The sequence below is a fragment of the Streptomyces sp. NPDC049040 genome (assembly GCF_043197715.1).
Taxonomy (GTDB): domain Bacteria; phylum Actinomycetota; class Actinomycetes; order Streptomycetales; family Streptomycetaceae; genus Actinacidiphila.
In genome coordinates this window covers 29323-54961 of record NZ_JBICTO010000007.1, presented here as the reverse complement: position 1 = coordinate 54961, position 25639 = coordinate 29323, and the positions used below count along the sequence as shown (strand labels likewise).

At 71.0% G+C, this 25639-nt stretch carries 26 protein-coding genes; 8 read left to right on the top strand and 18 right to left on the bottom strand.

Annotated features, from left to right (window positions below; translation table 11 throughout):
* Positions 1-40: 40 nt before the first annotated feature.
* The 4 genes from ACGFMP_RS19665 to ACGFMP_RS19650 all read right to left on the bottom strand — a co-directional run bounded on the left by ACGFMP_RS19665 (position 41) and on the right by ACGFMP_RS19650 (position 3123).
* Positions 41-562, bottom strand: coding sequence for a GNAT family N-acetyltransferase (locus tag ACGFMP_RS19665; protein ID WP_393673868.1), 522 nt, complete (start codon positions 560-562; stop codon positions 41-43).
* A gap of 45 nt (positions 563-607) precedes the next feature.
* Complete coding sequence (gene mqnE, locus ACGFMP_RS19660) at positions 608-1771, bottom strand: aminofutalosine synthase MqnE (protein WP_393673866.1); 1164 nt, start codon at positions 1769-1771, stop codon at positions 608-610.
* Positions 1772-1852: 81 nt separating this feature from the next.
* Positions 1853-2308: an Lrp/AsnC family transcriptional regulator gene (locus tag ACGFMP_RS19655; protein ID WP_251500241.1), complete on the bottom strand. Its 456-nt coding sequence runs from the start codon at positions 2306-2308 to the stop codon at positions 1853-1855.
* Between the two features lie 50 nt (positions 2309-2358).
* The gene (locus ACGFMP_RS19650) at positions 2359-3123 is read right to left on the bottom strand and encodes a UbiX family flavin prenyltransferase (RefSeq protein WP_393673864.1); all 765 of its coding nucleotides are present in this window, start codon (positions 3121-3123) and stop codon (positions 2359-2361) included.
* Positions 3124-3337: 214 nt separating this feature from the next.
* On the opposite strand from ACGFMP_RS19650, the gene ACGFMP_RS19645 reads away from it, so the two are divergent.
* A complete protein-coding gene (locus ACGFMP_RS19645) occupies positions 3338-3871 on the top strand; it encodes a rhomboid family intramembrane serine protease (protein WP_393674291.1) in 534 nt (177 codons plus the stop codon).
* A 237-nt stretch (positions 3872-4108) separates the two neighbouring features.
* Entirely contained in the window at positions 4109-5320 is a 1212-nt protein-coding gene (locus ACGFMP_RS19640) for a hypothetical protein (RefSeq protein ID WP_393673862.1), read from the top strand.
* 27 nt (positions 5321-5347) lie between these two features.
* On the opposite strand, the gene mqnP is transcribed toward ACGFMP_RS19640, so the two are convergent.
* The 9 genes from mqnP to hemL all read right to left on the bottom strand — a co-directional run bounded on the left by mqnP (position 5348) and on the right by hemL (position 15923).
* Entirely contained in the window at positions 5348-6271 is a 924-nt protein-coding gene (gene mqnP, locus ACGFMP_RS19635; protein WP_393673860.1) for a menaquinone biosynthesis prenyltransferase MqnP, read from the bottom strand.
* Entirely contained in the window at positions 6268-7725 is a 1458-nt protein-coding gene (locus ACGFMP_RS19630) for a menaquinone biosynthesis decarboxylase (protein WP_393673858.1), read from the bottom strand. The genes mqnP and ACGFMP_RS19630 overlap by 4 nt, the downstream gene beginning before the upstream one ends.
* Before the next feature lie 34 nt (positions 7726-7759).
* Positions 7760-8872, bottom strand: a complete 1113-nt coding sequence (gene ccsB / locus ACGFMP_RS19625) for a c-type cytochrome biogenesis protein CcsB (RefSeq protein ID WP_393673856.1) — start codon at positions 8870-8872, stop codon at positions 7760-7762.
* The gene (locus ACGFMP_RS19620) at positions 8869-10569 is read right to left on the bottom strand and encodes a cytochrome c biogenesis protein ResB (protein ID WP_393673855.1); all 1701 of its coding nucleotides are present in this window, start codon (positions 10567-10569) and stop codon (positions 8869-8871) included. The genes ccsB and ACGFMP_RS19620 overlap by 4 nt, the downstream gene beginning before the upstream one ends.
* 4 nt (positions 10570-10573) lie before the next feature.
* Positions 10574-11332 (bottom strand): cytochrome c biogenesis CcdA family protein, encoded by a 759-nt coding sequence (locus ACGFMP_RS19615; protein ID WP_393674290.1) that lies wholly within the window; start codon positions 11330-11332, stop codon positions 10574-10576.
* 19 nt (positions 11333-11351) lie between these two features.
* The gene (locus ACGFMP_RS19610; protein WP_393673853.1) at positions 11352-11963 is read right to left on the bottom strand and encodes a TlpA family protein disulfide reductase; all 612 of its coding nucleotides are present in this window, start codon (positions 11961-11963) and stop codon (positions 11352-11354) included.
* A gap of 117 nt (positions 11964-12080) precedes the next feature.
* Positions 12081-13361 (bottom strand): hypothetical protein, encoded by a 1281-nt coding sequence (locus ACGFMP_RS19605; protein WP_393673851.1) that lies wholly within the window; start codon positions 13359-13361, stop codon positions 12081-12083.
* Between the two features lie 568 nt (positions 13362-13929).
* A complete protein-coding gene (locus ACGFMP_RS19600; RefSeq protein WP_393673849.1) occupies positions 13930-14619 on the bottom strand; it encodes a histidine phosphatase family protein in 690 nt (229 codons plus the stop codon).
* A complete protein-coding gene (gene hemL, locus ACGFMP_RS19595; RefSeq protein ID WP_393673847.1) occupies positions 14616-15923 on the bottom strand; it encodes a glutamate-1-semialdehyde 2,1-aminomutase in 1308 nt (435 codons plus the stop codon). The genes ACGFMP_RS19600 and hemL overlap by 4 nt, the downstream gene beginning before the upstream one ends.
* A gap of 106 nt (positions 15924-16029) precedes the next feature.
* On the opposite strand from hemL, the gene ACGFMP_RS19590 reads away from it, so the two are divergent.
* Both ACGFMP_RS19590 and ACGFMP_RS19585 read left to right on the top strand, forming a co-directional pair.
* On the top strand, positions 16030-16704 hold the full coding sequence (locus ACGFMP_RS19590) for a hypothetical protein (RefSeq protein ID WP_393673845.1): 675 nt from the start codon (positions 16030-16032) through the stop codon (positions 16702-16704).
* Between the two features lie 57 nt (positions 16705-16761).
* Positions 16762-17643 carry a LysR family transcriptional regulator gene (locus ACGFMP_RS19585; protein ID WP_393673843.1) on the top strand — a complete coding sequence of 294 codons (882 nt, stop codon included), beginning with the start codon at positions 16762-16764 and terminating at the stop codon, positions 17641-17643.
* Here the strand turns inward: ACGFMP_RS19585 and ACGFMP_RS19580 are convergent.
* The 3 genes from ACGFMP_RS19580 to ACGFMP_RS19570 all read right to left on the bottom strand — a co-directional run bounded on the left by ACGFMP_RS19580 (position 17630) and on the right by ACGFMP_RS19570 (position 19626).
* Positions 17630-17932: a hypothetical protein gene (locus tag ACGFMP_RS19580; RefSeq protein ID WP_393673841.1), complete on the bottom strand. Its 303-nt coding sequence runs from the start codon at positions 17930-17932 to the stop codon at positions 17630-17632. The two genes, ACGFMP_RS19585 and ACGFMP_RS19580, sit on opposite strands and share 14 nt — an antisense overlap.
* Positions 17933-18177: 245 nt before the next feature.
* Positions 18178-18765: a hypothetical protein gene (locus tag ACGFMP_RS19575; protein WP_393673839.1), complete on the bottom strand. Its 588-nt coding sequence runs from the start codon at positions 18763-18765 to the stop codon at positions 18178-18180.
* A gap of 294 nt (positions 18766-19059) precedes the next feature.
* Positions 19060-19626, bottom strand: a complete 567-nt coding sequence (locus ACGFMP_RS19570; protein ID WP_393673837.1) for a dihydrofolate reductase family protein — start codon at positions 19624-19626, stop codon at positions 19060-19062.
* A gap of 147 nt (positions 19627-19773) precedes the next feature.
* On the opposite strand from ACGFMP_RS19570, the gene ACGFMP_RS19565 reads away from it, so the two are divergent.
* The 4 genes from ACGFMP_RS19565 to ACGFMP_RS19550 all read left to right on the top strand — a co-directional run bounded on the left by ACGFMP_RS19565 (position 19774) and on the right by ACGFMP_RS19550 (position 22824).
* Positions 19774-20412 carry a cyclodeaminase/cyclohydrolase family protein gene (locus ACGFMP_RS19565; RefSeq protein WP_393673835.1) on the top strand — a complete coding sequence of 213 codons (639 nt, stop codon included), beginning with the start codon at positions 19774-19776 and terminating at the stop codon, positions 20410-20412.
* Positions 20413-20452: 40 nt separating this feature from the next.
* Entirely contained in the window at positions 20453-21319 is an 867-nt protein-coding gene (locus ACGFMP_RS19560) for a bifunctional 5,10-methylenetetrahydrofolate dehydrogenase/5,10-methenyltetrahydrofolate cyclohydrolase (RefSeq protein ID WP_393673833.1), read from the top strand.
* A gap of 69 nt (positions 21320-21388) precedes the next feature.
* On the top strand, positions 21389-21859 hold the full coding sequence (locus tag ACGFMP_RS19555) for a hypothetical protein (protein WP_393673832.1): 471 nt from the start codon (positions 21389-21391) through the stop codon (positions 21857-21859).
* 200 nt (positions 21860-22059) lie between these two features.
* Positions 22060-22824: an SDR family NAD(P)-dependent oxidoreductase gene (locus ACGFMP_RS19550; protein WP_393673830.1), complete on the top strand. Its 765-nt coding sequence runs from the start codon at positions 22060-22062 to the stop codon at positions 22822-22824.
* Positions 22825-22884: 60 nt separating this feature from the next.
* Here ACGFMP_RS19550 and ACGFMP_RS19545 read toward each other — a convergent pair whose 3' ends face one another.
* Positions 22885-24072, bottom strand: coding sequence for a polysaccharide lyase family 7 protein (locus ACGFMP_RS19545; protein WP_393673829.1), 1188 nt, complete (start codon positions 24070-24072; stop codon positions 22885-22887).
* A gap of 123 nt (positions 24073-24195) precedes the next feature.
* The gene (locus ACGFMP_RS19540; protein WP_393673827.1) at positions 24196-25389 is read right to left on the bottom strand and encodes an RtcB family protein; all 1194 of its coding nucleotides are present in this window, start codon (positions 25387-25389) and stop codon (positions 24196-24198) included.
* Between the last annotated feature and the right edge of the window lie 250 nt (positions 25390-25639).

The following is a 25639-nucleotide window of genomic DNA, read 5'->3' as shown; positions in this document are numbered from 1 at the left end:
CCGCCGCGCACCGACCGCCGCCCCCGCACCGGGGGCCGGGTCACAGGATGCGGAGCATCACGATGTCGTCGCGGTCGTCACCGGGCGCGACCCGGATGGCGCCGGGGATCCGCCCGACCTCCTTGTAGCCGCAGGCCGCGTAGAAGGAGTCCGCGCCCGTGCCGCCGCGGCAGGTGAGCCGGATCGCCTCGACGCCGTGGAAGCCGCGGGCGGCCTCCTCGACGGCGGACATCAGGGTGCGGCCGAAGCCGCGCCCCTGGTGGCGGGGGTGGACCATGACCGTGTAGACCCACACCCAGTGCGTCATGAGCCGGTGCGCGTTGTACGCGAGGAAGGCGGTGGCGGCGACGCGGCCGTCCTCGTCCCGGCCGACGAGGAGCCGCCGCGACCCGTCGGCGACCGCGGCGAGCGACCGGTCGAGGTCGGGCCTGATGTCCTCGGGCACGACGGGCGGCACGAAGCCGACCGCGCCGCCCGCGTTGGACACCTCGGCCCACAGCGCGAGGATCCCCTCGCGCAACTCCTCGTCGATCACCGGGTCCAGCTCGCACGTAAGGGTCATACGAGCAGGGTAGCCATTACGCCCCCGAGGGCGCCGTGGCCGGGGTCACACCCGCATCGGCTGCGGCGACTCCCGCCGCGAACCGTCGGGGCCCGGGTACTCGCGGATGATCTCGTAGCGCGTGTTGCGCTCCACGGGGCGGAAGCCGGCGTCCCTGATGAGGTCGAGGATGTCGTCCCTGGTCAGCTTGTTCGGGGTGCCGTAGTCGTCCGCGTCGTGGGTGATCTTGTACTCGACGACCGAGCCGTCCATGTCGTCGGCGCCGTGGTTGAGCGCGAGCTGCGCCGTGGACAGGCCGTGCATCACCCAGAAGACCTTGACGTGCGGCACGTTGTCGAAGAGCAGCCGGGAGACCGCGAAGGTCTTGAGCGCCTCCGCGCCGGTGGCCATCGTGGTGCGGGCCTGGAGGGTGTTGCGGACCTTGCCGTCCTTCATGTCCACGAAGTCGTGCTGGTAGCGCAGCGGGATGAAGACCTGGAAGCCGCCGGTCTCGTCCTGCAGCTCGCGCAGCCGCAGCACGTGGTCGACCCGGTGCCTGGGCTCCTCGATGTGGCCGTAGAGCATCGTGCAGGGCGTCTTGAGGCCCTTGGAGTGCGCGAGGCGGTGGATCCGGGACCAGTCCTCCCAGTGGGTGCGGTGGTCCACGATGTGCTGCCGCACCTCCCAGTCGAAGATCTCGGCCCCGCCGCCGGTCAGCGACTCCAGGCCCGCTTCGATCAGCTCGTCGAGGATGTCGGAGGCGGACATGCCCGAGATGGTCTCGAAGTGGTGGATCTCGGTGGCCGTGAAGGCCTTGAGCGACACCTGCGGCAGAGCTTCCTTGAGCGCCTTGAGCGAGCGCGGGTAGTAGCGCCACGGCAGCGTCGGGTGCAGGCCGTTGACGATGTGCAGCTCGGTGAGGCTGTCGGCCTCCATCGCCTTGGCCAGCCGGACGGCCTCCTCGATGCGCATCGTGTAGGCGTCCTTCTCGCCGGGCTTGCGCTGGAAGGAGCAGTACGCGCACGAGGCGGTGCACACGTTCGTCATGTTCAGGTGCCGGTTGACGTTGAAGTGGACGACGTCACCGTTCTTCTGGGTGCGCACGTGGTGCGCGAGACCGCCCAGCCATGCGAGGTCGTCGGACTCGTAGAGGGCGATGCCGTCCTCCCGGGTCAGCCGCTCGCCGGCGTGGACCTTCTCCTCCAGCTCCCGCTTGAGCCCCGCGTCCATGAACTCCTCCTCCTGCCGACCCCTGCCGGGTCGATCGGCTTCGACACTACGCCCCCGGCCCGCGGCCGGGAGGTGCCCCCGTCACGCCTCCTCGGGAAGCGCCCCCACCCGGTTCTCCCACTTCGTGGACAGCACGATCGTGGTACGGGTGCGGGCCACGCCCTTGGTGCCCGACAGCCGGCGGATGGTGTGCTCCAGCCCGTCGACGTCGCCGACCCTGACCTTGAGCATGTAGGAGTCGTCGCCGGCGATGAACCAGCAGTCCTCGATCTCGTCCAGGTCGCGCAGCCTGCCCGCCACGTCCTCGTGGTCGGCGGCGTCGCTGAGCTGCAGCCCGACCAGGGCGGTGACGCCCAGGCCGAGGGCGGCGGGGGCCACCGTGGCACGGTAGCCGGTGATCACCCCTGCCTGCTCGAGGCGGTTGATGCGGTCGGTGACGCTGGGGCCCGACAGCCCCACCAGCCGGCCCAGTTCCGCGTACGACGCCCTGCCGTTCTCGCGCAACGCCTGGATGAGCTGCCTGTCCACCGCGTCCATCAGAAGGGACCCTCCCGTTCGTGCCACGACTGCGCTGTCTGGACACGAATCTAAGGCATGAAAGGGTCCGCGCCCTGCGCATCTGCTCTTCCGTGCTCCGCCGCACCGGCCTCATGCACCGCACCGGCCTCATGCGCCGCACGGCCCAGCTCGCCCTGCCAGCGCCGGTACAGCTTGTGCGGCACCCCCGCCACGTCCAGCACCCGGCCCGCGACGAAGTCCACCAGGTCCTGGATGTGCACCGCGCCGGTGTAGAAGGCGGGCGACGCGGGCAGGACCACCGCCCCCGCGTCGTCGAGCGCCACCAGGTGACGCAGCGTCGGGCCGCCGAGCGGCGTCTCGCGGACCGCGACCACCAGCGGCCGCCGCTCCTTGAGCGTGACGCTCGCCGCCCGCTGCAGCAGGTCCTTGGACAGCCCGAGCGCCACCCCCGCCACGCACGCGGTGCTGGCGGGCACGATCAGCATCCCCTTGGTCCGGTACGACCCGGAGGACGGTCCCGCGGCCAGGTCGCCGGCCGGCCAGTGGCGTACCGCGGACAGGTCGGGGGGCGGGAAGCGGTCGGCGGTGCCGTCGGCGCCGCGGGCCAGCAGCCGCGCCAGGTCCTCGCGCCAGTGCGCGTCGCGGAAGCCGGCGCCCGTCTCGTCCAGCAGGGTCAGCCTCGCCGCCCTGCTGACCACCAGGTCGACGGCCTCGCCCGCGTGCAGCAGCGCCCGCAGCACGGCGGCGGCATACGGAGTCCCCGAGGCCCCGGACACACCGACCACCCAGGGGTCGCGTTCGCGGTGCGGGTCGCCTTCGGGGATGTCGTCCACGCCGACGAGCGTAACCGGACCAGGGCAAAGCCGCCGAAGCGGGAACCGGGTACGCGCGGTGGGCGTTGTCCACGGTGAAGGCACTGGACTCAGGGGGGTTTCGGTGGCATACGGACAGACGGCGGGCCGGACCGCGCGGCCGCGGACGGGCGCACTCGACACACTGCTCGCGCCGCTGCGCGCAGGCAGCCGGGTGGTCACCGCGGCGGCACTGATGGTGGGCTGGCTGGCACTGCTGTGGGCGCTCGAAGGGGTGAGCGCGCTGAGCGGCCAGCGGCTCGACACCTTCGGCATCACCCCGCGCAAGGGCAGCGAGCTGCTGGACATCGTGCCTGCCGCGTTCATGCACGTCGGCTTCGCGCACCTGGCGTCGAACAGCCTGCCGCTGCTCGTGCTGGGCTTCATCGCCGCCCTGCGCGGCATCGGCCGCTATCTCGCGGTGGCGCTCACCATCGTGGTCATCAGCGGCCTTGGGGTCTGGCTGATCGCGCCCGCGCACACCACCACCCTGGGCGCATCCGGGCTGATATTCGGCCTGTTCGGCTATCTGCTGAGCCGCGGCTTCGTGGACCGGCGACCGCTGGACGTCATCGTGGGCCTGATCGTCGGCGTGCTCTACGGCTCCATCCTGTGGGGTGTGCTGCCGTCCGCCGACGGGGTGTCCTGGCAGGCCCATCTGTTCGGGCTGATCGGCGGGGTGGTCGCGGCGTTCCTCTTCCGGGAGCGCACCGTCGCGGTCTCCGCCTGACCGGCCGGCGACCGGCCGGCCCGGACCGGCCGCCTCCGACGCGCCCCCCGCACACCGCACGTTGCCACGTCGTTGCCGCATCCCGGCAGCCCAGGCCGCCACAAGTCAGCCGGAAACCCCCGCCAGTTCACAGCCCCCGCACAGCTAGGCTTCTGTCAGCCCCCACACCGGCATCACCACCGATCACCGCCTTCCGCGATCCGCTCGCGGGCGTCCTAGGAGTCCGTCATCATCACCATGCGCAAGGGTCTCGCCGCCGCCGGAGTGGTGGCGCTGATAACCACCGGTGCTGCCGCGTGCGGCAACGAGGAGCCCAGCACCCCGCAGGGCAAGGTCAGCAACGCCTTCACCAACCTCGGCGAGCAGAAGTCGGTGACCTTCGGGCTGGCCTTCGACGGCACCCCGGACCAGATCTACGCGGCGCTCAAGGACCAGGACGACTTCGAGCGCGCCGACGCCGCACTGCTCGCCGGCCTGCACGTGAAGTCGTCGCTCAGCGCCGACAAGCCGCTCGCCGAGGTCAGGGGCGACGACAAGACCACCGCGTTCGGCCTGGAGATGACCGGCGGCGCCTCGGGCAAGTCCGAGGGCAAGTCCCTGCTCGGCGTACGGTCCGTGGACAAGAAGTTCTACCTCCGGGTGGACCTCAAGGGTCTCGCCGCCCTCGACACCGGCGACGACTCAGGGCTGGCCGACATCAACGGGATGCTGGGCTCGCTCGACGACATGCCGTCGTCCTTCGGATCCCTCAAGACCCTCGCCAAGGGCGGCTGGGTGTCCCTCGACCCCGACGCCTTCCTCGACTTCGCCAAGACGATGGGCGGTGGCGAGGAGGACTCCACGGGCTCCGACGACGTCGAAGGCTCGGCGCTCGGCGGCCTCGGGCTGCCCTCAGACCTGCCGACGGGACTTCCGACCGAGCTCGGGCACAAGACCTTCGCCCAACTGCTCGCCCCGGTGCAGCAGACCCTGACCAAGGACGCGAAGATCACCGACCTCGGGTCGAAGGACGGCGCCGACCACCTCAAGGTCAGCGTGCCGGCCCGGCAGTTCGCCAAGGACCTGCAGACCTCCTTCGGCTCGCTGACCAAGGAACTGCCCGGCGACCTCCAGGACAGCCTCGACGACGTGCCGAACAAGACGGTGTCGATCGACGTCGCGGTCAAGGACGGCAAGCTCAGCCACATCACCGTCGACCTGGCGCAGCTCGACGGCACCATCCACGGCACGCTCCCGCTCGACCTCTCCGTGGACGGCGGCGCCGACCCGGTCAAGGCCCCCGCGGGCGCCCAGCAGCTCAACCCGCAGGACCTGATAGGCCTGGCGATGTCGAAGTTCGCGGACTTCGGGGTGAAGGCCGAGAAGCTCGACTTCGGCCACCTGCCGGCCGCCTACGGCTCCCCCGAGAGCCTGCTCCAGGGCCTGAAGCCGGACGTCAGCGGCCTCTGAGCCCCGCCCGCGGGCGGCCTCGGCACCTCAGGTGCCGAGGCCGCGCGCGAGCAGGTCGAAGAGGGCGAAGACGAAGAGCGTGATGCCGATCACGCCGTTGACCGTGAAGAAGGCCCGGTTGAGCCGGCTCAGGTCGTGCGGCCGGACGATGGAGTGCTCGTAGAGGAAGGCCCCGGCGACCACCGCGAGGCCGGTCCACCAGAAGCCGCCCGCGCCCGTTGCCACCCCGTACCAGACCAGCAGGCCCGTGGTGACGACGTGGCAGACCCGGGAGCCGTGGAGGGCCGCCGGGATGCCGAAGCGGGCCGGCACCGACTTGACGCCGTGCGCCCGGTCGGCGGCCACGTCCTGGCAGCCGAAGATCAGGTCGAAGCCGCCGATCCAGACCCCGACCGCGAGGCCGAGGATCACCGCGTCCCACGACCAGGAGCCGGTGACCGCGAGCCACGCCCCGATCGGGCCCATCGCCTGCGCGAGGCCGAGGATGGCGTGCGGGAAGTCGGTGAAACGCTTGCCGTACGGGTAGACCACCATCGGCACCACCGCGACCGGCGCGAGCGCCAGGCACAGCGGGTTGAGCAGCGCGGCGGCGCCCAGGAAGACCACGACCGCGATCAGCGCGCCCGTCCAGGCGGACCGCACCGACAGGGCGCCGGTGACCAGTTCACGGGTCGCGGTGCGCGGGTTGCGGGCGTCGATCTCCCGGTCGATGATCCGGTTGCAGGCCATCGCGAAGGTGCGCAGGCCCACCATCGCCACGGTGATCAGCAGCAGTTCGCCCCAGTGCACCGTGCCGTCGTCGCGGAACATCGCGGTGAGGGCGGCGATGTAGGCGAAGGGCAGCGCGAAGATCGAGTGCTCGATCATCACCAGGCGCAGGAAGGCCTTGACCCTGCCGTCGGGGCTCGGCTGCCGTCCGAAAAAGTCCGAAGCGGCGGATTCCGCGCTCACAGGCCGTACTCCCTCCATCGGCGGTCGACCTTCGCCGCCGTCTCCGGGTCGGAGAGCACCATCTCCGGCCAGCCCCCGTCCCGCGTGTAGCCCTCCTCGGGCAGTTTGCGGGTCGCGTCGATCCCGGCCTTGCCGCCCCAGAACTGCTGGTACGAGGCGTGGTCGAGGTGGTCGACAGGCCCCTCCACGACGGTCAGGTCGCGGGAGTAGTCGGTGTTGCCCAGCGCCCGCCAGGCGACCTCGTGCAGGTCGTGGACGTCGCAGTCGGCGTCGACGACCACGATCAGCTTGGTGAGCGACATCATGTGGGCGCCCCAGATCGCGTGCATCGTCTTCTGCGCGTGCTTGGGGTACTTCTTGTCGATCGAGACGATCGCGCAGTTGTGGAAGCCTCCCGCCTCCGGCAGGTGGTAGTCCACGATGTCCGGCACGATGATCTTGAGCAGCGGCAGGAAGAAGCGCTCGGTGGCGCGGCCCAGCGGCCCGTCCTCGGTCGGCGGCCGGCCGACCACGATCGACTGGAACAGCGGGCGCTTGCGCATCGTCACGCAGTCGATGGTCAGCGCGGGGAAGGGCTCCTGCGGGGTGTAGAAGCCGGTGTGGTCGCCGAACGGCCCCTCTGGCAGCATCCTGCCCGGCTCCAGCCAGCCCTCGACCACCACCTCGGCCTGCGCAGGCACCTGGAGCGGCACGGTCTTGCAGTCGACCAGCTCGACCCGCTTGCCCTGCACGAAGCCGGCGAAGAGGTATTCGTCGATGTCGCCGGGCAGCGGCGCGGTCGCGGCGTAGGTGACGGCCGGCGGGCAGCCGAAGGCGATGGCGACCGGGAGGCGCTCGCCGCGGCGCTGGGCGACCTGGTAGTGGTTGCGGCTGTCCTTGTGGATCTGCCAGTGCATGCCGATGGTGCGCCGGTCGTGCCGCTGGAGCCGGTAGAGGCCCAGGTTGCGCACACCGCTGTCGGGGTCCTTGGTGTGGGTCAGACCCAGGTTGAAGAACGACCCGCCGTCCTGCGGCCAGGTGAACAGTGCGGGCAGCGCGTCGAGGTCGACGTCGTCACCGGTGAGCACGACCTCCTGCACGGGCGCGTCGCCCGCCTTGACCTTCTTCGGCGGCACGTGCACCATCCCGGCCAGTTTCCCGAAGGCCTCCCGCACCCCGACGAAGCCGTGCGGAAGCTCGGGCTTGAGCAGCCCGGCGATCTTCTCGCCGATGTCGGTGTACCCCTTCAGGCCGAGCGACTTCAGCAGCCGCCGGTCGGTGCCGTAGACGTTCATCGCCAGCGGCGCGACCGAGCCCCGCACGTTCTCGAAGAGCAGTGCGGGGCCGCCGGACTTGTTCACCCGGTCGGTGATCTCGCCGACCTCCAGGTACGGGTCGACCTCGGCGGTGATCCGCCGCAGGTCGCCCTCCTTCTCCAGCGCCCGGAGGAACGAGCGGAGATCGTCGTAAGCCATGGCGCCAGTCTCGCATCCCGCTCCGGCGGCTTCGTCAGACCCCGGCGTAGGAGTGCTTGCCGCTGACGAAGATGTTCACGCCGTAGTAGTTGAACAGGAAGCAGCCGAAGGCGATCAGCGCCAGGTAGGCGGCCTTGCGGCCCTTCCAGCCGGCCGTGGCGCGGGCGTGCAGGTAGCAGGCGTAGGCGACCCAGGTGATGAACGCCCAGGTCTCCTTGGGGTCCCAGCCCCAGTAGCGGCCCCATGCCGCCTGCGCCCAGATCGCGCCCGCGATGATGGTGAAGGTCCACAGCGGGAAGACCAGGGCGTTCATCCGGTACGCGAACTTGTCCAGGCTCGCAGCCGACGGCAGCCGCCGCATGACGTCGCCCCAGCGCCCCTCGCTCGACTTGCCCGCGGTCACCGCGACCTCGTAGTGGTCGCGGAAGAGGAAAAGCAGCGTGCCGACCGCGGCCAGGTAGAAGATCGCGCCGGAGATGATCGCGCACGACACGTGGATCCACAGCCAGTACGAGTGCAGCGCGGGCACCAGCTGCTCGCTCGAGGTGTAGAGCACCGACAGGGCAAGGCCCAGGTCCAGCAGCACCGAGGTGGTCAGGAAAAGCCCGATCCAGCGGACGTCCTTCTTCAGCGCGAGCAGCAGCAGGTACGCGCCGACGGCGACCGCGCCGAAGGTCGTCGAGAACTCGTACATGTTGCCCCAGGGGGCACGCTGCACCGAGGCCGCGCGGAAGGCGACGCCCGAGGCGTGCAGCAGCCAGGCGAGCACGGTGAAGGACACCGCGATACGGCCGTAGAGGTCGCCCTTCTCGTTGTCGCCCGCCGCGCCGGGACCGTCCGCGATGCCGCGGTCGCTGGCCGAGGCGCGGGTGACGACCTCGGGGCGCTCCAGGGTGACCGTGCTGCCCGCCGCGGTCTTCACCGTGACCTGCCGGGCGGCCTTCCGCTTCGCCGCCTCGGCGTCGGCCTCAGCGGCCTGCGCCTCGGCGATCAGCGCCGCGGACTGCACGGCGATCTTGCTGCGTCCGCCGAAGACCCACTCCGCCAGGTGGGCGAGGAAGGCGAGGGCGTAGACGAACATCGCCGAACGGATCAGGTAGTTGCTGTCGTTCGCGAAGTTCTCGTTGACCGCGGCAGCGATGTTCACGCGCGCGCTCCTTCGTCATCGTTCACGGCTGTGGTCCCGGCTTCGGCTTCGGCCGGTGGTTCGGGGGCGTCGTCCGGTCTGACGGGCGCGTCCGGCATCAGTTGCAGCGCCACATCGCCGATCTCGTCGGCGATCCGGGCGGACTCGCTGCGGCCGAGGCCGCCCATCTCCACGACGGTCACGCCGTCCTCGGCGCGTACCGCGCGCACCCAGATCCTGCGGCGCTGGATGAACAGCGAACCGGCCAGGCCCAGGATCGCGCCGACGCCGCTCACCAGGGCGGCCTCGTTCCCCGACTGGTGGTTGATGGTGAAACTGGCCCAGGTCTTGATGCCGTCGAAGGTGAGGCTGCCCGCGCCGTTCGGCAGATCGACCCTTTCGCCTTGGGCAAGCCTGACGCCGTTGACGCCAGTCTTCGTGCCCAGCTGGAACTGCTTCATGCCCGAGGTGTCGAGCTGGTATACGTTCTGCGCGACACCGTCGTCGATGCCCAGGTCGCCATGGAACGCAGTCAGCCAAAGCAGTGGCTGGTCAAGTTCCGGGAAGAGCGAGATCGGGCCCTTGCTGGGGTCACTGGTCGGGGTGAAGAAGCCCCCGAAAGCGAGTTGGTCGACCTTGCCGTTCTTGTCCAGCGCGTCCGGGACCTTGATCACCCCGGTGGAGGTGAGGTTGCTGTCCTGCGGCAGGAAGGGCACCGGGCCGGTGAAGGCCACATTGCCGCCGCCGTCCCTGACGGTGACGACCGGGGCGTAGCCGTGCGAGATGAGGTAGACCTTCTCGCCGCCGATGCTCAGCGGGTGGTTGACCGAGATCTCGCCCTTGACGGGCTTGCCGTCGGAGCCGCTGTAGTAGTGGATGTTGGCCTGGAACTTGAGCGCGGTGCCCCGCTCGGGGCCACTGGTGGCGTACTTCTGCTCGAAACTGTCCAGGTCGAAGCCGAAAGGCTTGAGGTCGTCGGCGCCGTAGAGGGTGCCGCCGCTGAAGTCGTCGTACTGGGTCAGGTTGTTGACGAAGCCATCGCCCTGGACGATCAGCTTGCCGCCCTCGGCCTTCTCCAGCGACGTCAGCGCGAAGGCGATCAGCAGCCCGAACAGCGAGATGTGGAAGACCAGGTTGCCGAACTCCCGCAGGTAGCCCTTCTCGCCCGCCACCGAGGTGTCGCTGACCGAGGTGCGGAACCTGCGCCCGCGCAGCGTCCTGCGGGCGGCCTCGGTCACCTCCTCCGGGCTCGCGTCGGTGCGCCAGGTGCTGTACGCGGGCAGCCGGGTCAGGTTGCGCGGGGCGGCCGGCGGCCGCGCGCGCAGCTGGCCGACGAACTGCCAGGTGCGCGGCACGATGCAGCCCGCAAGCGAGATGAAGAGCAGGATGTAGATCGACGCGAACCACGGCGAGCTGTAGACGTGGAAGAACCCGAATTTCTCGTAGATCGGGCTGACCGTGGGGTGCTTGACCTTGAAGGCGTCGACCTTGAGCTGGTCGCTGTGCTGCGGGATGAGCGAGCCGGGGATCGCGGCCAGCGACAGCAGGAACAGCAGGATCAGCGCGACCCGCATCGAGGTGAGCTGCCGCCACATCCAGCGCATCCAGCCCAGCACGCCGAGCGCGGGCGCTTGCGCGAAGGTGTCGACGGGCTGGGTGCTGAGCTGCGCCCCTGCCGCGCCGAGGCCCTCGCGCTCGGTTTTGTCCGTGATGCTCATGGGTTCAGACCCCTGGTGTGAAGCTGCTCGACCAGATCTGCATCTGGTAGGTGATGTGTTCCCAGACGCCGGTCAGCAGCAGGACGCCGACCGCGACGAGCATGCCGCCGCCGGCCCGCATGACCCACACGTAGTGGCGCTTGACCCACGCGAAGGCGCCCAGCGTACGGCGGAAAGCTATGGCCGCCACGATGAACGGCACGCCCAGGCCCGCGCAGTAGAAGGCCATCAGCACCGCGCCGCGCACCGCGCTCGCGTCGTCGAAGGCGAGGGTGTTGACCGCGCCCAGCGTCGGTCCGACGCAGGGCGTCCAGCCGAGCCCGAACAGCACCCCGAGCAGCGGCGCTCCTGCCAGGCCCATCGTGGGCCTGGTGTGGAAGCGGAACTCGCGCTGGGTGAGCCCGCCGACGAAGCCCATGAAGGCCAGGCCCAGCACGATGGTCAGGGCGCCGAAGATCTTCGTCAGGCCCTCGCGGTGCACCTGGAGGGTCTGCCCGAAGTTGCCGAACAGGGCGCCGCCGGAGACGAAGACGGCGCTGAAGCCGAGGACGAACAGGCACGAGCCCGCGAGCATCCTGCCTCGCTTGGCCTCGGCCAGATCGGTGCCCGTCACCCCGGTCACGTACGACAGGTAGCCGGGCACCAGCGGCAGCACGCAGGGTGAGAAGAACGACACCAGACCGGCGAACATCGCGATCGGGATGGCGGCCAGCAGCGCTCCGGTGAGCACGGTCTGGTTCTCGTCGATCGCCAGGGCGATCAGCGCGCCGTTGCCGCCCACGTCACTTCTCCGCGACGATCGGGTCGATCAGCTTGTTCAGGTCGTACTCGCCCAGCGGCTTGAGCGCCCGGGCCGCGATCCGCCCCTGCCGGTCGATGACGAGGGTGGCCGGCAGGCTCTGCGGGTTCAGGCTGCCCTTGGGGAAGCGCAGGATCAGCTTGCCGTAGGGGTCGAACAGGCTCGGGTAGGTGATGCCGAAGCGCTTGTCGAACTGGACAGCGTTGGAGGCGTCCAGGTCACGGGTGTTGATGCCGAGGAACTGCACGCCCTTGGGGGCGTCGGCGGCGGCGACCTTCGCCAGGTTGGGTGCCTCGGCCCGACAGGGAGAGCACCAGGAGCCCCAGATGTTGACGACGACGACCTTGCCCTTGTACGCCGCCAGGCTGTCCTGGGCGCCGGACACGGTCTTTCCCGACAGTTCGGGCGCCGCCTTGCGCTCGGCTGGCTCGACCACCGTGATCCTGCCGCTGCCGCTGACGAAGTTGGAACTGCCGGAGCTCGAACCGCTCGATGAAGAGGAGCACGCGGTGAGCGTCAGCGCCGCGACGGCGGCACCCGCCAGTGCGGCGGCACTGCGGGGGGTGCGGCGTCGGGCGGCGCGGGTAGGACTCATGTGAAAAGTTTCGCATGTGCCCTGAGGCGATCTTCCACACCCCCGACACCAACCCCAAAAGCGGCAATCGCCCCAAGTAAGGACCAGATCACGGCCGCCGGGACCATCCGGGCATGATCAGGAGATGGGCGCCGTGGACGGCGTGGTCACGGCGGGGACCGGGGCCGGCAGCGTCATGAAGTCCTTCCATCCCTGCGACGGCGACTGGCCGACCTCCAGCGTACGCAGCCGCTCCAGCACCGCCGGGTCCTGCGCGTCCAGCCAGTCCACGAACTGCCGGAAGGACACCATGCGCACGTCGTCGTGGCCGGCGGCGGCGATGTACTTGAACGCCTCCTCGACCGCGTCCATGTAGATGCCGCCGTTCCACTGCTCGAAGTGGTTGCCGATGTAGAAGGGCGCCCGGTTTGTCTGGTAAGCCCGCTCGAACCCGGCGATGTACGAGGCAGTGGCCTGCTCGCGCCAGTACGGGTAGTTGCGCGGGTCGCTGCTGGTCGCCGCGTGCGACTGGTTGGCCAGCATGTTGTAGTCCATCGACAGCACCTCGAAGGTGTGCCCGGGGAAGGGGATCAGCTGGAGCGGCAGGTCCCACAGGCCCTGCTTCTTCGACGGCCAGATCTGGTTGCCGCCCGGCGAGCTGGCGTCGTAGCGGAAGCCGAGGGCGGCGGCGGTCGGCAGCCACTGGCTCTGGCCCAGCAGGCAGGGGGTGCGGCCGCCGATCAGCTCCTTGTCGTAGTCGAAGGGCAGCGGGTCCTCCTCGTGCCAGCCGGTCTGGGTCTTCCAGGAGGTCACGAAGGTCTTGGCCTGGTCGATCTCGCTCTTCCAGTCCGCCGGGGTCCAGCGGCCGACACTGCCCGCGCCGGCGCAGAAGTGGCCGTTGAAGTGGGTGCCGATCTCATGGCCCTCCTGCCAGGCCTGCCGGACGTTGTCCAGCGTCATGCGCAGGTGGTCGTCGGCCAGGTAGCCGATGTCGGAGGCGCCGAGCGGGCTGTTCGGCGGGGCGTACTCCATCTTCCTGCTTTCGGGCAGCAGGTAGAGCCCGCTCAGGAAGAAGGTCATGGAGACGCCGTGGTCGGCGGCGAGCTTGCGGAAGCGGGGGAAGAGGCCGTTGCCGACCTCACCGGCGCCGTCCCAGGAGAAGATCACGAACTGCGGGGGGGTACGGCCGGGTTCCATCCGCTCCACCGCGGGCTGGTTGGGCTGGTCGCCGGTGTACGCCGTCGAGCCGTCCCCGATGAGGGTCACCGTCTTCGGGGCGTGCGCCCCACTGGCCCCCGAGGGCTCTCCCGTGTGGTCGGCGCCCCCGCTCTTCTTCCCGGTCCCGCACCCTGCGACGGCCAGTCCGGCCGCCGCCCCAGCGGTTGTCGTCAGCAGGCTCCTTCGGCTCATCCCACTCATCCGTGATCCCCGTCTCTCGGCGTGCGTGCCGTGCGGCTGGGGCGGGCGGAAGTGTGGACGCCCACCATGACGTCCACACGTTCCTCAGGAATTGTCCTATTTAATTCAAATCATTTGATTGTCCCTCGCATGGCTCCCCCCGCACCCCCCACCTGGCCCCCTTTACGCAGGGCGGCACCTCGCAGGGCCACGAGCCCCTTTCACGCAGGAGGACGCCCTGCATGCGAAGCCCTGGGGGGAGAACTGCGCGCCCGGCCGTCGCGTGGACGACACCCCCACCACCCCAGGGGCGCTGGGGGCACCCCCAGGCGAAGCCCTGAGGGCGGAACTGCGCGACACGCCCCCCACCCGGGGCGCGGGTCGTCACCGGACCGGAGGGGCTGTTGCTGTCGTCTCCGGCCCACCCGCCGGTGGCCGGTTGCGCGCGCCGTTCCCCGCGCCCCTGAGGGGCATGCCCTTGGCGAAGGGGAGCCGGACCGCGTCCGCGGGTGGGGATGGGCGCTGTCCGAGGCGAAGGCGCCGCACCCCCGCGGGTCCGGGGACAGGGGGAGGCCGGCGCGGTGAGGGGCTAGGCGCCGAAGGCCTTTGTTGCGCCTTTGGGGGCCTTGGCGCCGCCGCCGCGCAGGTGGATGGGAACGAGGTCGATCGCAGGCTCGGCGTAGCCGACGGAGACGATCTCGTCGCCCCGGTAGGTGAAGCTCGTGATGCTGGCCAGCGTGCACTGCCGGCGCCGTGGGTCATGCCAGAGGCGACGCCGCTCGGCGTACGAGCGGATCACCCAGATCGGCAGCTGGTGGCTGACGCACACCGCCTCGTGGCCCCTGGCCGCGTCCCGTGCCGCGGCCAGGGCGGCGGTCATCCGGACGACCTGGTCGACGTACGGCTCCCCCCAGCTCGGCCGGAAGGGGTTCGTGAGGTACTTCCAGTTGGCCGGCTTGCGCAGCGCCCCGTCCCCGACGCCGAAGGTCTTGCCCTCGAAGATGTTGGCGGCCTCGATGAGCCGGGCGTCCTCCGCGACATCGAGGCCGTGCGCCTCGGCGATGGGGGCCGCCGTCTCCTGGGCCCGCTCGAGCGGTGAGGCGACGACATGCGCCACGTCCCGCTCCGCGAGGTGCTCCGCGACCCGGTCGGCCATCTTCCGGCCCAGCTCGGACAGGTGGTAGCCGGGCGCCCTGCCGTAGAGGACCCCGTCGGGATTGTGGACCTCGCCGTGCCGCACGACGTGCACCACGGTCAACTCGTCATTGCCGGAACTCATGCGTGGGCCTCCGCTGCGGCACGTGCGGCGGCGGGCAGCGCGGCGGCGATCCGCTCCACGGCCCGCTCGTCGTGTGCGGTCGACACGAACCAGGACTCGAAGGCGGACGGGGGCACGTACACGCCCTGCGCCAGCATCGAGTGGAAGAACGGGGTGAAGCGGAAGGCCTCCTGCCGCTTGGCCGCCTCGAAGTCACGGACCTCCTCGTCCGTGAAGAAGACGGAGAACATACTGCCCGCCGTCTGCAGCCGGTGCGCGACCCCCTCCTTGCTGAGCGCCGCCGTCACCAGGCCGCGGATCTCCGCGGAGACCGCGTCGACGGCCGCGTAGGCCGCGTCGTCCAGCAGTCGCAGCTGTGCGAGTCCGGCCGCGGTCGCCACCGGGTTACCCGACAGGGTGCCGGCCTGGTAGACCGGGCCGACCGGTGCGAGCTGGGCCATGACGTCGGCGCGACCGCCGAACGCGGCCGCGGGGAAGCCGCCGCCCATGACCTTGCCGAAGGTCATCAGGTCGGGGCGCACGCCGTCGAGCCCGTACCAGCCGGCCTTGCTGACCCGGAAGCCGGTCATGACCTCGTCGGAGACGTAGAGGGCGCCGTCCGCGGCGCAGAGGTCCCTGAGCCCGGCGTTGAAGCCGTCGCGGGGCGGCACCACGCCCATGTTGCCGGGCGACGCCTCGGTGATGACGCAGGCGATCTGCCCCGGGTTCGCGGCGAAGGCGGCGCGCACCGCGTCGAGGTCGTTGTACGGCAGCACGATCGTGTCGCCGGTCTGCGCGCCGGTCACCCCGGGGGTGTCGGGCAGCCCGAAGGTGGCGACGCCGGAACCCGCGGCGGCCAGCAACGCGTCCACATGGCCGTGGTAGCACCCGGCGAACTTGACCACCTTGGCCCGGCCGGTGAAGCCGCGGGCCAGCCGGATCGCGGACATCGTCGCCTCGGTGCCGGAGGAGACCAGCCGCACCTGGTCCAGGGGTTCGACCCTGGCCACCATCTCCTCGGCGAGTGCGACTTCACCCTCACTGGGAGTCCCGAAGGACGTACCATGGGTCACCGCGGCCTGGACGGCGGCGATCACCTCGGGATGCGCGTGGCCGAGGATCATCGGTCCCCACGAGCAGACCAGGTCCACATACTCCCGGCCGTCGGCATCGGTCAGGTACGGACCGGTACCGGACACCATGAAACGGGGCGTACCGCCCACAGCACGGAAAGCCCGCACCGGAGAGTTCACGCCTCCTGGGGTCACGGCCGCCGCGCGGTCGAACAGTTCCTGGGACACTGGTGCTTCGTACGGATAGCTCACAGACACATGCTCTCAAACCCCGGGCGTTGCGCCACAACGTCTCAACCGTGCATCTGAGACGATGATCGGGTTGCATGGTTGGGGCGGCAGATGGTCGGGTAGTGGAATGCAGCAGACGGGTGGCGGGCCGGGCGAAGGACCGGGCGAACACGTACCCGATCCCGGCGACGCCCGCCCGACCGGCAAGCGCCGCCGCACCCCGCAGGACTCGCAGCAACGACACACCGCAGAGCCGAGCAGTACGGAACCACGCGACCAGGAACACCACGAGCAACAGCAACACCGCGATCAACGCGATACGAACGAACGCCGATCGACCGCAGAGGGCAGGAGCAGGGGTGGCCGAGTGGGGGTGACCTACAAGTACTTCGGTGCGCCCGACGGTGCCACTGCGGCCCGCGTCCCGATCTCGATGCGACCGGAGGAACTCGGCGGCGACGAACTCGGCCAGGGCCTGTACACCAAGGTCAAGCCGGAGACGATGGCGGCGATGGTCCTCACCGGTATCGAGGGCATACCCCCGGCCAAGGTCCCGCCGCTCGAACTCGTCGTCCTGCACCCGGACTACGCGGTCGTCCGGCTGCCCGCCTCGGTGGTCGAACCGCTGCGCAACGCGAACGAGGAGTCCCTCGGCGCCGCCGCCTTCATCTGGTCCACGGTCCCCGACCGCCGCGGCCCGCGCGACGCGTTCGTCATCTACAGCATGCTGCACGAATGGCAGGACTTCGCCCGCCGCTGCCAGGAGTCGGGCCATCAGCTCTACTGCCTGGTCTGGCCGTAGCCGGGCCTGGACACGTTCCGCGGGCCGGCCCGGGGGTGGCGGCATTAGCCTGCCGCCATGGACCTCAGGCAGCTCGAATACTTCGTCGCGGTCGCGGAGGAACGGAATTTCACCAGGGCCGCCGGGCGCGTGCACATCAGCCAGTCCGGGGTCAGCGCTCAAATCCGGCACCTCGAAAGGGAGTTGGGGGCCGAACTGTTCGACCGGTCCGGCCGGGCGGTACGGCTGACGGTGGCGGGGAAGGCCGCGCTCGAACACGCCAGAGCCGCACTGGCCGCCGCGGAGGCGGTGGGGCAGGCGGTCGGCGAGGTGGCCGGTGTCATCCGGGGCCGGCTCGTCGTGGGGATGGTCCTCGGGTGCACGCTCACCCCGCTCTTCGACGCACTGGCCGGCTTCCACCGGGCGCACCCGGGAGTCGAGATCGCGCTCGTCGAGGACTCCTCCGAGCGGTTGGCCGAGGGGGTGCGCGACGGCGGTATCGATCTGGCGCTCATCGGCACCGCGGGCGGCCCGCCGGCCGGGCTCGACGCCTTCACCGTGGTCAGCGAGCGCCTCGTCGCGGTCGTGCCCCACGACCATCCGCTGGCCGCGAAGCAGAGTGTCGGGCTGCGCGAACTGGCCGGCCACCCGCTGGTCTGCATGCCGCAGGGAACGGGCCTGCGCGGCGTCCTGGACCAGGCGTGCGCCGAGCTGCGGTTCGAGCCCGCGATCGGGCTCCAGGCCAGCGCCCCGGACGCGATCGCCGACCTCGCGGCGCGGGGCCTTGGCGTCGGCGTGCTGAGCGAGTCGATGGCGCCCCGTTACACCGACCGGCTCACGGCCCGCGCGATCGGGGACGTGCGGACCTCGGCGCTGCTCGTGCTGGTCTGGCGCGCCTCGCCCGCTCCCGCGGTGCGGGAGCTGGTGGCGCACGGCAGGCGGGCCTTCAGCCTGCCGTAGCACCGGCCTCCCGGCCGGTCCCGCCGTCGGCCGCGCGTCCGTCGGCCCGGCCCGCGCCCTCGTCGCCCTCGTCGCTCCAGGCGAGCGCCTTGAGCTGCATGCGGGCGGCCGGTGCGCTGTGGGGCACCGTCGCCCAGTACGGATGCGCGGTGACCTGGACCGACAGCCGCACCAGACGGCGGCGCAGCACGGTGGTCTGGGTGCCGGCGGCGCCGGCCAGTTGGCGATACGTGGCGTACCAGTCGCGCTGCGCCTGGACGAGGTCGGCGGGGAAGGTGTGGTGGTGCATGCTCGGGATTCTCGCACACGTTCGAACGTATGTACGAGATCCGGCTCAGCCCGGCGTGCCGCCCGGTACCCGACAGCGCCAGGACCGAGCGGGGAAGCACATAGGGTCCAATAGTGGGCTGACGTCACTCGTCCTGACGAGTGACGTCAGCCCAGAAACGCACCATGGGAACGCGAGGCGCCGTCGAATGCGCCGTGCGTGTGGCGGACGTCGTACCCGCCCGCCCCAGACCGCCGGGCGGCGGGTCACAGGCAGATCAGCAGCACGCACACCTGGCGCGGTGGAGCCTGAGGGTCGGTCGTGGCCGGCGGCTGCGTCGGTGTGGCGGTGGCGGGCGGCGGTGTGGTCGCCGTGGGCTGCGGGGCCGGAGTGGTCGCGGTCGGCGCGGGAGTGACCTGGACCCGGGTCGCGGTCGGCGGGGCGGAGGGGGATGACGGCTGCCGGGCCGCAGCCCGCTGCGGCGCCGCCGTGCGCGGGACGACGGGAACGGAGACCGCGCCCGTACGCGACGGTGTCGTCGCCCCGGCGTGCGGGGCGGCCGGTGTGCCGGTCGAGTGCGGGGCGGGCGCCGCGGGGGTGGTGCCCGGAGCGGTCGCGGTGGGCAGCACCTCGCCCACCGGGGTGTCAGGGGTCGTCGCGGCTGCCGAGTGGCCGCCGGAGCCGCCGGTCGGCATCGCCGCGATCGTCAGTCCGCCGCCGGCCAGCGCGACGGCCGTGGCCGCCACCGCCCTGCGCCGGTTCTTGCGCCAACGGGCCTGCCGGCGGCGCCTGACGGCCCGCCCGCCGCTGTCCGGCAGGGCGGCGACGGGCGCGGCCTGCCGCTCCGGCTCCACGGGGGGCGGCGGACGGTAGGCGGAAGCGGGCGGGGCGATGTCCGGTGCGTAGGCCCCACAACCCGGGCATACCAGAGCGCCGTTGAGGTTGCGGCGGCATTGATAGCAGTAGTCCATTTTTTCGGCTTGTGGCTTTCTGTGCTGCTGCCGGCTGACCGCAGAAAAGCTAACAGCAGCTGCCGAAGGCCCTGCGGGGCAGTTGTGAGGCTTTCGCAAAGATCGCCCGCCCAATTCCGGCGAAGTCAGCCGCAAAACCCGTGAAACCGCGCCGCCGGACCGGCCGCCCGGCCCGGGTCAGCCGCGGTCGCGGGTGTACCGCAGCAGCACCACGCCGTTGCCGAAAGCCCGGGTCCCGACGAGGCGCAGCCCTTTGCGGTCGGCGGCTGCGGGGAAGAGCCGCTTGCCCTCGCCCAGCAGCACGGGATGCACGTAGATCAGATACTCGTCGATCAGGTCGTGCGCCGCGAAGGCGGCGGACAGGTCGGCCCCGCCGAGGGCCAGATCCCCGCCCGGCTGCGCCTTGAGCGCCTCGATCTCGGCCGGCACGACCTCGCGTACGACGGTGGTGTTCCACTCCGCGTGCTCCAGCGTCCGCGAATAGACGATCTTGGGCATCTCGCGCCAGATACGGGCGAATTCCTTGACCGGCTCGGGGGCCGAAGGATCCTCGTCTGCGGTCGGCCAGAATTCGGCCATGAGTTCGTATGTGACGCGACCGTCGAGAAATGCGCCCATCCCGCTGAGATGGGCATTGAAGTAGCCGTGCAACTCGTCGTCCACGAGGTGCCAGTCGATCTCGCGCTTCGGGCCCTCCATGAAACCGTCGAGCGACACCGACATCATCAGTACGATCTTTCGCATCGCCTTCGCACTCCTCTGCTCGCCGACCGGGACGTTCTCCTCCGCGAATTGTGGCGCGGGGGTCCGACAATGGCCCGCGACCAGCGCATTCGCGCGCACGATAGGCTCGGCGCGTATACGAGGACGGCAGCAGGAGAGGGCGGCCCGGTGCACGATCAGGCGCGGATCCAGGACGAGACGGTCGGCGGCTACCTGGACCGGCTGGCAGCCAGGTCGCCGGCCCCCGGTGGCGGAGCGGCCGCGGCGCTGCACGCGGCACAGGGCGCGGCCCTGCTGGGCATGGTGGCGCGGTACACGACCGGCGCGAAGTACGCCGACCAGGCAGAGGCCATCACGCGGATCACCGCGGAGAGCGACGAACTGCGCGCGGCGGCACTGGACTTGGCGGCGGCCGACGCGGCTGCCTTCACCGCGGTCACCGACGCGTACGGCCTGCCGCGCGAGAGCGAGGATCAGAAGGCGGCCAGGTCCGCGGCCATCGCGCAGGCCCTGGTCGGTGCCGCCCGGCCGCCCGCCGACGTCATCGACGTGGCGCGGCGGATCATCGGCCTGGCCGAGGAACTGCTGCCGATCGGCAATCCGAACGTCGTCACCGATGTCGCAGCCGCCGCGGAGGCGGCCAGGGCCGCGGCCACCACCGCCCGGGTGAACGTCGAGATCAACCTCGGCGGCATCAAGGACCCGGCCGCGCGCGCCGGGCTGGCCGCGGCCACCGCCGACGTCGACCCGCTCGCCGCCCGCGCGAGCGCGGTGACCGAGTCGGTCCGCGACACCCTGACCCGATGACCACGACCGCCCGCCGGGCCGCACACGAGGAGCCGCCGCGATGACCGAGACCACCCCACTGCCCGGCGCCGGGCGCGCCGCCGCCCTGCGGGACGAGGCGCGGGAGATCGCGGAGCGGCTGGAGCGGGAGCACGGTGTGCGGCCCCGCCTGGTGGTCGTCGTGGCGACCGAGGACGAGAGCACCGCCTGGTACGTGCGGTCGATCACCAGGGCGGCGGACAGGGCCGGCATCGCCTGCGACACCGTACGGCTGCCCGCGGACGCCGAACCTGCCGCGATCCGCAAGGAGTTGGCCGGGCTGAGCGCCGACCCCGCGGTGCACGGCGTCATCCTCCAGACACCCCTGCCGCCGGGGGCGTCCGCCGCGGAACTGGCGGGGGCCATCGCACCGGAGAAGGACGTGGACGGGGCGAACCCGCTGAGCCTGGGCCGGCTGGCCGCGGGCCTGCCGGCTTTCGCGCCCGCCACCGCGGAGGCCGTCGTCAGCCTGCTGGACGCGCACGGCATCGAACTGTCGGGGCGCGGCGTCGCGGTCGTCGGCCGCTCCACCGTCGTCGGGAAACCGCTGGCGCACCTGCTGCTGGACCGCGACGCGACGGTGACCGTGTGCCATTCGCGCACCGCCGACCTGGCCGCCGCGACCCGCACCGCGGACATCGTGGTGGCCGCGGCGGGCCGCGCAGGACTGATCACCGCCGACCATGTGGCCCCGGGCGCGGTCGTGATGGACGTCGGCACCAACCCGACCGAGGACGGCGGCCTGATCGGCGACGTGGACGCGGAGTCGGTGAACGGCACGGCCGCCGCCCTGTCCCCCGTGCCCGGCGGCGTCGGCCCTGTCACCACCGCGCTGCTGCTCCGGCACACCGCGCTCGCCGCCTTGAGGGCCGTCACCGCCGACCGGTGACATCTGTCATGCCGGAGTGCGGATGTACGGCTCTGCCGGCCGCACCCGGCCGGCGGCGATGCTCATGCCATGGCAATCACCGAGGCGGTACAGAGCGGCGGCACCACGACGGCGGCCGGGGACGCGACCGGCGGCAAGGCGGCGGACACGGCGGGCGACGCGTCCGGCTTCCGGCCCGTCCCGGTGTGGTTCTTCGCCTTCGAAGGCCTGATGGGCGCGTCCTACGACATCGTCAAGACCTCGCCGCACGCCTGGATCTTCCTCGCCGCCTCCGCGGTCGTGAACATCGCGCTGGCCCGTACCGTGCTGCGCGGCCGGCTCAAGATGGCCAAGGCGATGCTCAAGGGCAAGCGCACCCGCAAGATCGCGGTCGGCCTGATCGCCCTGCGCTTCGGCGTGCACGCGGCACTCGGCGCGATCGGGATGCAGGCGACCTCGGGCGCCGCGCACTTCGCGCTGGCCCTCGCCATGTGCGCGGCCACGGTGGCGCTGCTGGCCTTCGACCAGCGGGTGATGCTGCGGGCGCTGGCCGCGGCCTGAGAACCGTGCGGTGATCCCGGGCGGATCAGCGTGCGGCGGCAGACGCGGTGCGTCGCAGGGCGGTGGGGGCATGACCGGACGGAGTCCGAGGAGGTCGACCTCATAAGGGGCCGTATGCAGGGCGCGCGTGCCGCGGAGGCCGCCGCATATGCTGCGCGGGAGAGCACCGCACCATCCGAGAGTCCGAGAGGCAGCACGACATGAGCACCCGTACCGCAGTGGTGACCGGCGCGAGCAGCGGCATCGGGGCCGCCACCGCCCGCAGGCTCGCCGAGGCCGGTTTCCACGTCGTGCTCACCGCCCGGCGGGTGGAACGGCTCGACGCCCTCGCCGCCGAACTGGCCGCCGACGGCCGCAGCGTGGCCGTCCACGCCCTGGACGTGACCGACAGGGCCGCGGTGGACGCCTTCGCGGCGGGCCTCGACGCCTACCCGCCGCTGCACGTGCTGGTCAACAACGCGGGCGGCGCCATCGGCACGGAACCGGTCGCCGCCGCCGACCCGGCGGACTGGCGGGCGATGTTCGAGGTCAACGTGCTCGGTGTGCTCAATGTCACGCAGGCGCTGCTGCCCGCGCTCAGCTCGTCGGGCGACGGCACGATCGTGGTGCTGTCCTCGACCGCGGGCCTGGCGACGTACGAGGGCGGCGGCGGCTACGTGGTCGCCAAGCACGGCGCCCATGTCATCGCCGAGACGCTGCGGCTCGAACTCAACGGCCACCCGGTGCGGATCATCGAGATCGCCCCCGGCATGGTCAAGACCGACGAGTTCGCCCTCACCCGCTTCCGCGGTGACGAGAGCCGCGCCGCGGCGGTCTACTCCGGTGTGGCCGAGCCGCTGACCGCCGACGACGTCGCGGACACGGTCGCCTGGGCGGTCACGCGCCCGGCGCATGTGAACGTCGACCTGCTGGTGCTGCGGCCGCGCGCCCAGGCGTCCAACTACAAGGTGCACCGCGAGCAGTGACCCGCGGCCGCCCGGCGGACCGGGACCGTTGTGGGGTCCCGGCCCGCCGGACGCTCGCCGTCAGCTGTGGGCGACGGTGAGCGCGTAGAAGGCGACGCGGGCGCCGTTGGTGGTGCTGCTCGAGGACGACTGGTTGTAGGAGCCGGCCTTGAAGTACTGCTTGTAGGGGTTGAAGGACGACGGGATGGCGTAGTGCGTGGCGCTGCCGTTGACCGTCAGGTCGATGGTGTTGCCGCCGGACACGGCGATCGTGTAGCTCCACTTGGTGCCGACCGCGACATGGCCGACGGTGTGCGTGGTCTGGCCGCCGTCGGGGGAGTTCTCCACGCCCGCGACGATGTCGCCGTTGGAGTGGTAGTACAGCTCGATCAGCGGCTTGGTCGAGGTGCCGCCCGAACCGAGGTGGATCTGCCCGACGCACACGTTCGACGTCACCGAGACCACCCGAAGCGTCGCGTTCATCCGGTGGGTGCCGGACAGCGACCAGTCAGCGGCGCTGCCGTTGGTGTTCATCTCGCGCAGCTCGGAGCGGGCGTAGTTCGAGTTCGGCGTCGTGACGCCCTTCTCCGGCGCCCAGAAGGTCATGGCGCCGTCGGACCCGTCGGTGTAGAAGTACGAGTCCTGGTAGCCGCCCGCGCCCTGGAGCCGCGACGACGAGATGGTGGTGGGCGAGCCGGGCGAGCCGACCGGCTCCTGGAGCTGCCACACCGACAGGTTGAAGTTCCCGCCGGGCGCCACCCCGGTGTCGAGCCCCCCGGACGGCGGTGTCGACCCGCCGGGCAGTGTCCACTTCTGGTTGGCCGCGCCGGTGCACGTCCATATCTGGAGCTGGTTGCCGTTGGCGGAGGACTGGCCCGTGGCGTCCAGGCACTTGCCGGAACCGGTGTTCACCAGCGCCCCGTTGCTGACGGTCCACTGCTGGGCGGCGGTGCCGTTGCAGTCGTACAGCTGCACTTTGGCGCCGCTGGCCGTCGAGGCGGCCGTCACGTCCATGCACTTGCCCAGCGACCGCACCGTGTTGTCGGAGTTGCCGACCGTCCAGTTCTGCGCGGCCGTCCCGTTGCAGTCGTACAGCTGCACGTGCGCCCCGTTGGCACTCGACGCGGCGGCCACGTCCACGCACTTGCCGCCGAGCCCGGTGATCGGCCCGGCGGTGGCGGCCGAGGCGCTGGGCGAACCCAGCACCCCGAGCGCGCCGACGACACCCGCGGCGCTGACGGCCGCGAGCACTTTTGAACGGCTTTTCATGTGGGGGGTCCTTAAGCCTAGAGGTGATGGTCTAGTCCAAAGGGTGCGCCCCAGTTGAATAACACGCCCCAACCGCCCCGTCAACGTCCCCGTCCACGGGCGGACTTGGCCGCGGGGTGCGGCTCAGCCCTTGACGCAGACGACCTGCTTCAGCTTGGCCACCACCTCGACCAGGTCGCGCTGCTGGCTCATCACGGTGTCGATGGACTTGTACGCGCCCGGGATCTCGTCGACCACGCCCGCGTCCTTGCGGCACTCGACGCCGCGGGTCTGATCCTCCAGGTCCCTGGTGGTGAAGCGCTTCTTGGCCGCGCTGCGGCTCATCTTGCGGCCGGCGCCGTGCGAGGCCGAGTTGAAGGCCGCGGTGTTCCCCAGGCCGCGCACGATGTAGGTCGCCGTGCCCATGGATCCCGGGATGATGCCCAGGTCGCCGCTGCCCGCGCGGATCGCGCCCTTGCGGGTGACCAGCAGGTCCATGCCGTCGTAGCGCTCCTCGGCCACGTAATTGTGGTGGCAGGAGATCTCCGGCTCGAACGTGGGCCGCGCCTTCTTCAGCTCGCGCCTGACGACGTCCTTGAACAGCGACATCATGAGCGTGCGGTTCCACTTCGCGTACTCCTGAGCCCAGTACAGGTCCCGCCGGTAGGCGGCCATCTGCGGGGTGTCGGAGACGAAGACCGCGAGGTCGCGGTCGACCAGGCCCTGGTTGTGCGGCAGCTTGCGCGCCTCGCCGATGTGGAATTCGGCCAGTTCCTTGCCGATGTTGCGCGACCCGGAGTGCAGGGTGAGCCACACCGCGCCGTCCGCGTCGAGGGACAGCTCGATGTAGTGGTTGCCCGAGCCGAGCGTCCCCATCTGCTGGGCGGCACGCTCGCGGCGGAACCTGACCTCGTCCGGCACCGCGTCGAAGCGGGTCCAGAAGTCGTCCCAGCCGCCGGTCGCCTGGCCGAAGTACCGCCCGGGGTCGAGCGGGTCCTGGTGCATGCCGCGGCCGACCGGGATGGCGTCCTCGATCTTGCCGCGGATACGGGACAGGTCACCCGGCAGGTCGTTGGCGGTCAGCGAGGTCTTCACCGCGCTCATGCCGCAGCCGATGTCGACGCCGACCGCGGCGGGGCAGACCGCGCCCTGCATGGCGATGACGGAGCCGACCGTGGCGCCCTTGCCGTAGTGGACGTCGGGCATCACCGCGAGGCCCTTGATCCAGGGAAGCGTGGAGACGTTGCGGAGCTGCTGCATCGCCCCGCCCTCGACGGTGGACGGGTCGGCCCACATGCGGATCGGCACCCGGACGCCGGGCACTTCGGTGTAAGACATGGCTGCCCCCCGGACATCGACCACTGGACAAAGGGATGAAGTGTGACGGAACGGTGCTTTTCACCGTATTCGTCGAAAAGAGCTACGCGTCATCTGATAAACCCACCCCAGCGGGCGGTTTCGGCGAAGCGTGCGGTAGACATTGTGTCCAGGCTTCGCTCATGCGCGCCAAGGATTTACCGCAGCGGGTCGCCCGGCACACACCGTCCGGCCGAATCCGCCGCATTCCGGGCGCATTCCGATCGAAAGG